This window comes from Streptococcus oralis, assembly GCF_001983955.1.
Classification (GTDB): Bacteria; Bacillota; Bacilli; order Lactobacillales; family Streptococcaceae; genus Streptococcus; species Streptococcus jiangnanensis.
The window spans coordinates 323476-335948 of the sequence record NZ_CP019562.1 but is presented as its reverse complement, the minus strand read 5'-3'; the positions used below and the strand labels follow the sequence as shown (position 1 = coordinate 335948).

Genomic DNA, 12473 nt, shown 5'->3' with positions numbered 1-12473 from the left:
TTGAACTGCTAAAATCAAATCTCATTAATCTTCTTTACGTTTTGTCGCAAGAACCGCAGCAGATAAAGCGATGCTCACACTTGCTAAGAAGAGGGCTGCTTCTGAACCATGTTCTCCTGTAGCAGGAAGTTGCTCTTCTTTATCTTCCAGAGTTTTGGCATCAGCTACTGGGCTTGGAGTGAGCGGGTACTCAGGTTTTTCAACTGTTGGAGCTGCTTGATCTCCAGCAGTAGCCAATACACCTGTGTAGGCTGGTTTCTCGTTTACCAAGGCTTGGACCGCATTGACGCCACCCTTAAACTCAGGGACTTCATTTGCAGCCGCTAGGACCGCATTGGCTCCACCTTTGTATTCTGGTAATTCGTGAACCAAGGCTTCAACCGCATTAACGCCGCCCTTGAACTCAGGAACCTCATGTACAGCTGCTTCTGTTGCATTGACGCCGCCTTTGAACTCAGGTACATCAAGAACTGGTGGTTGCTCTTCACCCTTGCTACTTGTTGGAGCGTCTGGTTTCGTAGCAGAATCTTTTAATTGGTTGAGATAATCTGCGAAGTAGGCAACCATTCTTTCCGTCAAGAGGTGGTTATCCGTCGCATATTTCATGCTCGCCTGAACGCTAGCTACTTCCTCTTGATTGTCTTTGTCTGTTAATTTCTGCGCCTTAGCCAAAGCTGCTTCATAGCCTGACAAGTCAAGAGGTGTTTCTGCTACTTGTGGACGGGTAAAGATGAGTTCCGCTGCCGATTGGTATTTATCGCCACCATCTCCGTAAGTCTTGGTACCAGTAAGGACAATTTTCTTAGCCTTGATTGTCTTGCCAAAGTCAATGTCTTTTGGCTTGTTGTTATTTGGCCAATCTGTCACTGTGAAGGTATGTTCTTTACCAGACTCATCTGTGACAACCAGTTTCACATCTCGCAAGTTTCCATTTGAATCAGAGGCACGTGGAACATAACGAAGTCCTGTGATTTCAGTTGGTTCTTTCAAGACCATGGTGGCAGGCTTACCTACATCTCCACCACTCCAAGATGTATGCCATAGGCTAGATACATTGCCATCAAAGGCATTCTCTAGGCCTTCACCTGGTTGGGCAGGCGCATCCAAACTTTCAAAGTCTTCTGCTACCAAGGCTGTTTTCTTCTGAACCAAAGCATTCTTCAAGGCTTCAATCTTGGCAATCTCTGCACGCGCTTCTTCTACACTAATGTCATCATCTGCTTGGCTGAGGTTAAATACCGCCTCTTTCAAAGCATCCATAGACTCTTTCGTGTAGTTGGTCATGGCTACAGTTGGCAAGTAGTTCTTCAGAGCATTTTCTGTCAACATCTTACCTGTTAGGGTAATTTCCTCGATGTGGAGATTATCCATCATGAAATCATTGTAACCACGGAAGTTAGCATTCCCACCAGAATCACCACGAGTATTGCTTGCATTTCCAGTTGAGTAGATACCTACCCAAGTATCGCCTGTTTCTGCACCTGTCACGAGGAAGGTTGCCTTCTTGGCTTTCTTAGAATCCGTCCAAGTATTTGGCAATTCATGCATTTCCAAGTTGCTTGCTTGAGTACCACGACGACCTGACTGGAATTCTCCCTTACCGACTACAAAAGCATAGGTATTGTCTGATCCTGCTTCGTATTCAAAGGTTACACGGTAGGTCTTACCAGCTTCAAAGCGGAAGTTTTGTGGGATGGTTTGGTAAACCAAGTTACGACGGCTAACCAGTCCATTGGTCTTGAGTGACCAATTTCCATCGATAACATCATCAACTTTCTTACCGTTCCAACCACGTTGTGTATATGGATCATGCTTTTCAGACAAGTGAGTGCGGTTGTCTTCAACACCTTCGACACCACCCACTACGAATGGGAAGATACCCTGAGCAACATTTTCAAAGTCTTGTTTGAAGGTGCCTTTACCTGTATCATGGTTTTCTCCGTACATGCTTGAATTATTTTCAAAGGTACGAATTTCATCAAAGTAAGTTGCTTCATCACCAGCTTCGCGACTCAAAGTAAGAGTAACATTTGAGACATCTGATCCAGTTGTAAAGAAGGCATACATGTTTTGGAAGTAACTTGTATTGTCAACTGTAGCATTGTCACGACGATTGTTATGAGCATATGCTTTGATATAGTTGAGAGCAAGTGACTTATTGGTATAAGTAGTCACTTCTTTTTCACCAGTATTCACAGTGATACTTGCCTTAGCATTACTACGGTTATCGACACCTACATAAACAGCATACTTGGTATTTGGTTTCAAGCCAGTCAGTTTCTGAGTAAGACTGACTTTTTCTTTGTTTCCTTGAATACGAAGCATATCGTTTGCCCCTTGAGACTTAACGATTTCTGCCTTAGATGCATCTCCTGAAATAGTCCAGTGTTTCAAGGTTCCACTGTTAAATCCTTGGTCATAGATATGCATACCTTCGCTCCATGACATTTCAGGATTGGTTTGTTTTGAACGGTAGAGAACGTATGGTTGATTTGCGAGAAGGTCTAGGGTAATCTTGCCATCTTTTACAGTTAGTTCTTGCTCTTCTGTCTTACCTTGGTCAGTTAGCTTGTAAAGGTAAACCTTGCTATTTGCCCAATCGCTCGGAAGGGTCCAAGTTGTTGCACCAGCTTGCGTATTGAAGTAGTACATTTTTTCCTTATCAGTAGGAAGTTTCTTACCATTCGCATCCCAGTTCCAAGGAGTCAAGTAAGCTGAACCATCCTGGATCACACGTCCGTTGAGAGTTACTGTACGTTCACGGTATTGTGGGCTATTGACATCATTTGACTTACGAGTCACAACAACCTTGTTACCTGCTGCATCGACTAGCTCAACCTTCATTTCTGGAGTCCATTTATAGGTGCTACCGTTATCGGTCATGGTAACTGGTGTACCATTTTCCCACTTACTTACTGTGAAGTGTTGGAAGTACTTAGTCATGACGTCATGGGCAAAGAGGTTAGTCACGTAGCCATTGTAGTCGCTTCGTCCTTGCCAGCCTTCAAAGTCTTTCATGCTATAGCCACCTAGAAGTGGGTAGTTGGCTGCACCACCGTAACTTCTGTAGTCCCCAACCCATGAATCTTTTTGGTGGTTGCGGATAAAGCGCGTGATAGCACTGTTGATACCTTTATTAGTATAGCCACCATAGGTCAAATCAGCTGCCCAGTGTTGGAAGGTAGAATCGTATTCACCACCATGGCCCCACTCGATCGCAAAGCGCCAGCCTTGTTTGTTAATTTCTTTAGCAAGAACGTGGGTAGCCCAGGCACCGTTATCACCTGATTGGCCATTGCCCCAAACGTCCACATAGATAAAGTCGAGACCTTCACCAAGTTTTTTCTTCAAGTCTTCCCAGCGAGCCAAGCGTCCATGTGCTAGGTCATAAGCAGCATCAATGTTGATACCTTGATCTAGCCAGTTCCAACCATAGCTGTAGCTGCCATCTGGATTCTTACGAAGAATATTTTCATTAAAGTATTTAGACTCAGGATAAGTCTCAGAAGCGTTAACGTGGATACCTAGATGAGCTCCATATTTCTTCGCTTTTTCAATCAAAGCCTTGAAGTCTTCAACACCACCAATACGTTTACCAATATCAGCATAGTTCAAGTGACCAGAGTCGTGACCTTCACTACCATATCCTTTAAGGAGAACACCTTGTCCAAGACCATCTGTGTGGAGATTGATTTTCTTGATACCATCCAAGGTCATAAGGAATGGGTTTTGTGCTTGTGAACCAAAGTTCATCGCGATACGGTAAGCTGTGATATCCTTAACTTTTTCCCAACCTTGAGGGTTGTTCATAATGCTACGATAAGCAATGGCACCATCTTGCCAGTCGACTTTATTATCCGCATTAGCATCCTCAGTAATGACAACTTTAGCACTTGGAAGTTCCTTAGTGTACTCTGGATATACAATCCCTTTATAAGCTTTTTCCCATTGCCATTCAGAACTTTGGATTCCCACATAGTTTGTATTTCCTACAGTTTGTTTGAAGGCTGTCAAACGAGTCCAGTCATTCGAACCACCACCGTAGCTGTTTTGAGAGTTACTCCAAACACCTGCAGCAAGCTTATCTGTAGAAACAAAACCATACATGTAACCCTTAGCCAAATCTTTCATTGGATTGGTTACATCGATATGTTCATCTCCACTGATATGAGTGTTGTTTGACATGGTTGCCCCGTCAAACTTAGCTCCAGTTTGGTCGCTTGAAACTGACACAAGTGAGTTTCCTAAGAAATTGATAGAGGAGAGAAGTTTTCTTTCATCATCAATCTTCTGACCTGGAGTAACTTGATTGTGGTTGACAATCTTGGTCACATCAAAATGCAACTGATTGTCCACAACTTGCAAGCGTACTGTCATATCTGCATTGATGAAATTCTTCTCGTCGCGAAGTTTCATCAAGTACTCTGCAGTAGTATCATTAATCTTCTTATAAGTGACTTCAGGTGTAATTTCGCGATTGTTTACCAAGATTTTCTTAAGTTGTTGAATTTGTCCTGGCAAAGTATGCCCATTCAAAGTATATTCTTTCACGCGTGGAAAGGCTTGGTCAATCACTGCCTTGAGGACCTTAGACTGGATCGTATCATAAGTCACCTTGCTATCATCAACAGCCGGACCTGTTTCTTTCTGGGCAGGAGTATCATCCGCTTTTACGCCTTCTTGATTGTCTGTTTTAACGCTGACAACCGTACGGTCATTGCCATAAGTTCCTGCTTTAAGAAGGATCTTCTTCTCATTTTTAAGATTCTCATTGACCGCCCCCGGTAAAGTCACTGTGTCAAAGAGATTGACATCGTTATTGCTAGCATTAAGCTGGCCATCTGACTTAAGAGTGATAGAAAGACGGTTTACAGAACCCGTTTCTGGTGCTGCTACACGGTTGCCTTTATACCATGTGCTATTACCTGGAGTTTTGTATTCCCAGAACCAGCCACCTTGGTCATATCCAACAAAAACATTGTTCTTGGTATCTTTAAATTTCAAGAAGACACCAAAGCGTGATTTGCCCTTTTCAGAATCATCTTTGAAGGTTAAATCAACCGTCGCATTTCCGTTAGCATCGACAGTCAATCCTTGTTTTTCAAACAAGGCTGGTTTATCGCCATTGTCGTTCTGTGCAGTTGAAGACAATTGATTGTAGCGAACACCCTTTTCTTCGCGAATAGTGACGGTTCCTTGTTGCTCTTTATTCGCTACTGTTTGCCATTCAGGGGTTACTGTCTTAGGTGCTTCAGGTTTAGCAGCTACAGGTTTATCCTCTTTTGGTTTTTCTTCAGCCGGTTTCTCTTTCTCTTCCAAGTCGGCTGGTTTCACACTTGAAATTCCCTGTATGTGGTCTTGGATCCATTTTAGTTGAGCTGGTGAGAAGAGAATGCCTCCACTACGTTTTCCAACTACACCATTTTGGTGAACACCGACAAGTTTGCCTTCTGTATCAAAGATACCACCGCCACTAGCACCAGGTTTTCCTCCTTGGTAACCAATCCCTTGGACACCTTCTCCGTATGGTTCCGCAAAATCAACTGTAGTATTGACAATCGGATTCAATTTCCCTTCTGGATAACCAAAGACATGGAGCTTATCTCCGATTTTCTTAACTACTGGTTTTTTAGTTACTTCAACAGGCGTATTTTCCAGAACTGTACGCAATCTCACAAGGGCTAAATCATTTTTGAAGCCCTTTAGGTAGCCTTCACGATCCCAATGAATGATATCTTTCTTGCTAAACTTGACATCTGGCAATCCTGGATATGAGATGCTATAGATATCTCCATCCCCCTGATCATTGTCCACAACCTTACGGATATTGCCGTCTTGGCTATCCTTGATAAAGTTGTGAGAAACCGTCAAGACAAGGTCTTTAGCAACGACAATACCGCTACCTTCTCCTGATGGCGTCTTAATCTTAACAGTCGCGCCGTAGTTTAATTCCCCATTGGTAGTCTTAGCCACATCTTCTGGGACGAGCTTCCCAGTATCTTGGGCCAACTGATCCTTGTCAACTTCGCGCCCATTGTCTTCAGCTTTCTCCAACTTATCTTCTAATTCTTTTGGCAGATTGCTTGGCTTTTCAGACTTTTCTTTTTCTTGAGCCAACAACTCTTCTTCTGTTTGAGGCCCTTCAGTAGTCTCAGCTGAACCAGGATTCTGAGCGGCAGCTTCCTTGTCAAAATCGTGCCCCTCATCACTAGCCTTCTTATCCAAATCAGCTAGTTCACTCGGCAAATTATCTGTTGAACCAACTCTTGCTTGATCAGCCAATACTGGGCTAGCTACGAAGAAAGTCGCTCCAATCATCACCGAAGCTACTCCAAGCGTAAACTTACGAATACTGAACTTACAGCGTTTTTCAAAAAATCGTTTATCCATGAACTCCTAAATCCTTTCATTTTCCAGTAAGCGTTTACATTTCTTTTTTAAAAAATACTCCTTTCTCTGAAAGTGATATGCTTAACTGTTATAAATAAAAAATAATTGTACTTTTAATATAACAAATAAAAAGGCAGAAAGCAATAGAAAATAGCTAAAATTCACTAAAATTTTCTCTTTTCTGAACAGTTCTAACGCTCAGAATTTTAAGAATCGCTTTACAGCTATAAAAAGCTCTATCTCAAAGAATCTAATAAACAGTTTCATTTCAAAAACTGATTCTTATCGGATAGAAACCAGCAAAACAAGGACAGAAAATCAGATTTTTTATCATTTTTTTGCTATGATTAGATAGAAGAAAAGTTAAGGAGGATACAATGATATTAATTACAGGTTCAAATGGTCAACTCGGTACCGAACTACGTTATTTACTAGATGAACGAAATGTGGACTATGTTGCAGTGGATGTGGCCGAAATGGATATCACTAATGCTGAAATGGTTGAGAAAGTCTTTGCCGAGGTTAATCCAACTCTGGTCTATCATTGTGCAGCTTATACTGCTGTTGATGCGGCAGAAGATGAGGGAAAAGAACTGGATTTTGCCATCAACGTAACTGGAACTGAAAATGTAGCCAAGGCCTCTGAGAAATACGGAGCTACTCTGGTCTATATCTCAACAGACTACGTCTTTGATGGGAAGAAACCCGTCGGACAAGAATGGGAAGTCGATGACCTACCTGATCCGCAAACAGAGTACGGACGTACCAAGAGAATGGGTGAGGAACTTGTTGAAAACCTTACGTCACAGCATTATATCATCCGTACTGCTTGGGTCTTTGGAAATTATGGCAAAAACTTTGTCTTTACCATGCAAAATCTTGCCAAAACCCATAAAACTCTCACTGTTGTCAACGACCAACACGGCCGCCCAACTTGGACACATACCTTGGCTGAGTTTATGACCTACCTGACTGATAATCAAAAAGAGTATGGCTACTACCACTTATCAAATGACTCCACTGAAGATACCACTTGGTATGACTTCGCTGTCGAGATTCTTAAAGACAGTGATGTTGAAGTAGTTCCAGTAGACTCCAGCAAGTTTCCTGCCAAGGCTAAACGCCCCCTCAACTCAACCATGAGTTTAGCCAAAGCGAAGGCGACAGGTTTCGTTATTCCAACCTGGCAAGATGCCCTTAAAGAGTTTTATAAACAAGAAGTAAGAAAATAACAGATTACGACATACATAAAAAGCAAGAGAACTCAAAGTCTCTTGCTTTTTAGTATCTGATTAGTTAATTACTTGTTGCGTCTTGGCATAGTTAGCCTCGACTGCTTCTTTTTCAGATTTCCACCATTCTTGGTTGTCTGTATACCACTTAATGGTCTCTTTGAGACCTGCTTCAAAGTTGGTAAACTCAGGCTTCCACCCTAGTTCATCACGAAGCTTGCTAGCATCAATAGCATAGCGAAGGTCGTGACCCGCACGGTCTGTCACATGATCATAAGCATCAGCTGGCTGTCCCATTTCCTTGAGGATGAGTTCCAGGACTTCCTTATTGTTCTTTTCACCATCCGCACCAATCAAGTAAGTTTCACCAATTTGACCTTTGGTCAGAATCGTCCAAACACCTGATGAATGATCATTGGTGTGAATCCAGTCACGGACATTCTTACCTTCACTATAGAGTTTTGGCTTGATACCACTCAGGATATTGGTAATTTGGCGCGGAATGAACTTCTCGATATGTTGGTAAGGACCATAGTTGTTTGAACAGTTAGAAATAGTCGCTTTAACACCAAATGAGCGCACCCAAGCTTTGACAATCAAGTCTGAAGCCGCCTTGGTTGATGAGTAAGGCGAGCTGGGATTGTACTTGGTTTCAGCCGTAAATTTCTCACCTGGACCTTCTCCATGACCTGGCAAATCTTCACGCAGAGGTAGGTCCCCATAGACTTCGTCAGTTGACACATGGTGGAAACGAAGGTCGTATTTACGTGCTGCTTCCAAAAGAGTGTAGGTCCCGATGAAGTTGGTATGGATAAAGGGACTCGGATCATTGAGCGAGTTGTCATTGTGGCTTTCTGCCGCATAATGAACGATAGCATCCGCTTCAGCTGCCAGCTTGTCTACCAAGACTGCATCTGCAATATCTCCAACAACCAACTCAACACGGTCACCTAAAATTTCTTCAATATTGGCACGATTACCCGCATAAGTCAGCTTGTCCAGCACTGTCACATGGACATCTGGAAAGTTATTATAAACATAATGAACAAAGTTAGAACCGATAAAACCAGCCCCACCTGTCACGATGATATTTTTGTATTCAGTCATTTTTATTCCCTAATTTTTTACAAATCTTCTTTTCTTAGTGGTTTGACATCCTTTAGCAGTGGATGATGTTTATCTGCTTCCGAAACTTCTGCTTCTACTAGGTTTTCCCACTGGATTCCCAAAGCTGGGTCTGCATAGTTGACAAAGGCATATTTAGGCTTGAGCTCAAGTGCCCAGTAGTCATTGACCAGATAGCTATAAGCAACTGTATCCGAGAGTACTTGGAAACCATTGGCTACGCCACGAGGGACAAAGATTCCCTTACTTGCATCAATCTCTGTCTGATAAACATTTCCAAAAGTCTCACCTTCACGTAGGTCAACCCAAGAACCCAGAACTTTCCCATCATCTGCTACTGAGATATACTTGTCCCAAGGTTCGGCATGGAGACCTCGAAGAACATTTTTACGAGAAAAGCTGACATTGTTTTGCAGTTTCCCTTCAGCAAAGAAGCTTTCAGGAAAACCAAGCGGTATCATCTTTTCCTTCTGGAAATTTTCCTTAAACCAGCCACGATTGTCTCCATGAACTGGAATGTCAAACTCTAACATACCTGGAATGGCATCAATCTTACGCACTGCAAGTGTTTTGCCGAAAAAATTATCTGTCATCTAGATTTCTCCAATTAAACGAAGCAAGTATTGCCCGTATTCATTCTTCTTGAGAGGTTGCGCCAACTTCAGCACATCTTCGCGGCTGATATAACCCATTCGGTAGGCAATTTCTTCTAGGTTGGCAACCTGAACATTTTGCATCCTTTGAACCGTTTCGATATATTGGGAAGCCTCTAACAGACTCTCATGCGTCCCTGTATCCAACCAGGCAAAACCACGCCCCATAACTTCAACTGACAAATCCCCACGCTTCAAATAAGCATTGTTAACATCTGTGATTTCCAACTCGCCACGAGCACTCGGTTTGATCTGTTTGGCAATCTCCACAACGTCATTGTCATAGAAATAAAGACCTGTCACTGCATAGTTAGAGCGAGGATTCTCCGGTTTTTCTTCTATGGAAATAGCATTCATGTCTGTATCAAACTCGACCACACCAAAACGCTCTGGATCCTTCACTTGGTAGCCAAAAACAGTCGCGCCCTTCTCTTTCTTGGCTGCCTTTTGAAGCATTCTGCTCAAACCAGGTCCATGATAGATATTATCGCCTAAAATCAAGGCAACACTATCGTCACCGATAAATTCTTCACCAATAAGAAAAGCCTGAGCAAGTCCGTCGGGACTAGGCTGTTCCGCATAGGAAAGCTTGATCCCAAATTCGGAACCATCCAAGAGCAGATCCTTAAAACGGGGCAAATCCTGTGGTGTTGAGATGATCAAAATGTCCTTAATCCCTGCCAACATCAAGGTTGACAAAGGATAGTAAATCATGGGTTTATCATAAACCGGCATCAGCTGTTTTGACGCAGCTCGAGTAAGTGGGTACAAGCGCGTTCCCGAACCACCCGCAAGAATAATACCTTTCATAATAGATTTCCTTTCTGGCTAATTACCTATCCTATATTATATTTCATTTTGTCCCAAATTCTCTAAGGAATTTACTTCAATTTGGATAAGGCAGCTTTTAAATAGGCTCCATCTCGAAGAGCAGCTCCAACTTTCCTAGCTTGTTCTGAAAGTTCCTTGTAGTCTTGAAGTGTCAAATCATCTAGTACTTTTTGGAGGTCGTGTAGAGAATCAACTGCTAGACCACACTGTTTATCCAGAACAAAATGTGCGAGAGCCGACTCTTTCCAGACTATTAGGGGAAAACCTGAAGCTAAGTAGAGAGAGGCCTTGTGCGAGTTGTTAAAGCGTAGGTAGTTTCCGTAAGAACCTTGGCAGGTTTCTGAGCTGTCTCCGTCCCAGACCAAACCAAAACTACCTTCAAGAGCAACTGGGAGGTCATCCGGCATAAAGGAACCAAAGTAGGTGGTGTTTTTCAATGCACGACTTTCATCATAGCCCACTCCATACAAGTTATAGGCTGGTTGTTCTGGTAAATTATAAAGATAACCTGACTTTGCAGGGTTCAAATTTCCAGCTACGATAATAGGTTGGTCTTTTTGAGGAAGAGCTTGTACCTCAAAGTTTGGAATCAGATAGTCAAAAATCTCCAAGCTAACCATTTTATCTGCTGGCACTCCTTGACCTACCAGAACTTTCTTCATGATATCGTTATGAACGATAATGCCATCCACTGACATCAAAGCTTTCTTTTCCTGGAAGTAATTTCGCACTTTATGACGGAATTTCACTTCTGAACCTGCTGCATGACGCAAGGTTTCAATATCATGGATCAACAGATAGAATTTTGCTCCTCTTTTTTTCGCCTGCTTGATGAGTTGTGAGATGAAAAATGTATGGTGGATAATAGGGAACTGAATCACCAATTCATCTCCAGCTCCCAACTGATCAAACACAGACTTGGTCGCACGATATTTGTGTTGTTGAGCTTTAAAGAAATTCATCTTATACCAATTCTCAACCTTGAGCTCCAACCCCTCATAACCCTCTAAGACTAGAATAGCTTCCACGTCATTTCGCGCCTTACTCCCTGCATTCTTTTCATGTGCATTATGCAGAAATGAATCTTTCAGATAATATTTCACCTTTTCTCCCCTTTATCTGTGATGTTTTTAGATACTCCCTAGTTCTACTTCTACCACATCCAATGCGCGTTCAACAGTCACATGCATATCATAGTATTTATAATCTGCCAAGCGACCACAGAAGATAACGTGGCCATTTTTCTCAGCTTCTGCTAGATACTGCTCATAAATTGCATTGTTTTTAGCATCATTGATTGGATAGTAGGGTTCATCTCCTCTCTTCCAATCCGCTGGATATTCACGAGTAATAACGGTCTTGGCCTGAGTCCCAAACTCAAAATGTTTGTGCTCGATGATACGCGTATAAGGTATATCACGTTCAGTATAGTTGACTACAGCATTTCCTTGATAGTTTTCTTGCTCTAGAACCTCATGTTCAAAACGGAGACTGCGATACTCTAGCTCACCAAATTTATAGTCAAAGAACTGATCGATCATCCCTGTGAAGACAATCTTAATTGCTGAAGCCTCCAAGTTCTCCCGATCTGCAAAGAAATCTGTATTGAGCTCTACTTCGATTCCTTCCAACAACTTTTCAATGATGACGTTATAGCCACCGATTGGAATACCTTGGTAACGGTCGTTGAAATAATTGTTATCATAGGTCAACCGAACTGGCAAGCGCTTGATGATAAAGGGTGGCAGCTCAGTAGCAGAACGCCCCCATTGCTTTTCCGTGTAGCCCTTGATCAGCTTTTCATAGACATCCGTACCAATCAACTTAATGGCTTGTTCCTCTAGGTTTTTTGGTTCAATATCTTGCATGTGAGTCGTCTGCTCAGCAATCTTGTCCTTGACTTCTTGGGGTGTCTTTATTCCCCACAAGGCGTAGAAAGTGTTCATATTGAAAGGAAGATTATAAAGATGCCCTTGATAGTTGGCGATAGGGGAATTGATGTAATTGTTAAACTCTGCAAACTGATTGACATAGTCCCAGACCTTTTTATTGGATGTATGGAAGATATGAGCCCCATACTTGTGGACATTGATTCCTTCAACAGATTGGCAATAAATATTTCCACCGATGTGGTCACGTTTATCAATCACCTTCACCTTCTTGCCACGTTTGTTAGCTTCGTGGGCAAAGATTGCTCCTGACAAGCCAGCACCAACGATAAGATAATCGTACATAAAATCTC

General features: G+C 42.4%; 7 protein-coding genes. 1 reads left to right on the top strand and 6 read right to left on the bottom strand.

What is annotated here, in order from left to right; translation table 11 throughout:
• Window positions 1–24: 24 nt before the first annotated feature.
• Window positions 25–6390, bottom strand: coding sequence for a SpGH101 family endo-alpha-N-acetylgalactosaminidase (locus BWR56_RS01605; protein ID WP_076984321.1), 6366 nt, complete (start codon window positions 6388–6390; stop codon window positions 25–27).
• Window positions 6391–6767: 377 nt separating this feature from the next.
• On the opposite strand from BWR56_RS01605, the gene rfbD reads away from it, so the two are divergent.
• The gene (gene rfbD, locus BWR56_RS01600; RefSeq protein WP_076984320.1) at window positions 6768–7622 is read left to right on the top strand and encodes a dTDP-4-dehydrorhamnose reductase; all 855 of its coding nucleotides are present in this window, start codon (window positions 6768–6770) and stop codon (window positions 7620–7622) included.
• Window positions 7623–7682: 60 nt separating this feature from the next.
• Here the strand turns inward: rfbD and rfbB are convergent, their stop codons facing one another.
• From rfbB to glf, 5 genes are all read right to left on the bottom strand, one after another.
• Complete coding sequence (gene rfbB, locus BWR56_RS01595; RefSeq protein ID WP_076984319.1) at window positions 7683–8729, bottom strand: dTDP-glucose 4,6-dehydratase; 1047 nt, start codon at window positions 8727–8729, stop codon at window positions 7683–7685.
• 17 nt (window positions 8730–8746) lie between these two features.
• Window positions 8747–9340, bottom strand: a complete 594-nt coding sequence (locus BWR56_RS01590; protein ID WP_076984318.1) for a dTDP-4-dehydrorhamnose 3,5-epimerase family protein — start codon at window positions 9338–9340, stop codon at window positions 8747–8749.
• On the bottom strand, window positions 9341–10210 hold the full coding sequence (gene rfbA / locus BWR56_RS01585; protein ID WP_049519434.1) for a glucose-1-phosphate thymidylyltransferase RfbA: 870 nt from the start codon (window positions 10208–10210) through the stop codon (window positions 9341–9343).
• 71 nt (window positions 10211–10281) lie between these two features.
• Window positions 10282–11334, bottom strand: a complete 1053-nt coding sequence (locus tag BWR56_RS01580) for a glycosyltransferase (RefSeq protein WP_076984317.1) — start codon at window positions 11332–11334, stop codon at window positions 10282–10284.
• Between the two features lie 27 nt (window positions 11335–11361).
• Window positions 11362–12465 carry a UDP-galactopyranose mutase gene (gene glf / locus BWR56_RS01575; RefSeq protein WP_076984316.1) on the bottom strand — a complete coding sequence of 368 codons (1104 nt, stop codon included), beginning with the start codon at window positions 12463–12465 and terminating at the stop codon, window positions 11362–11364.
• Window positions 12466–12473 lie beyond the last annotated feature (8 nt).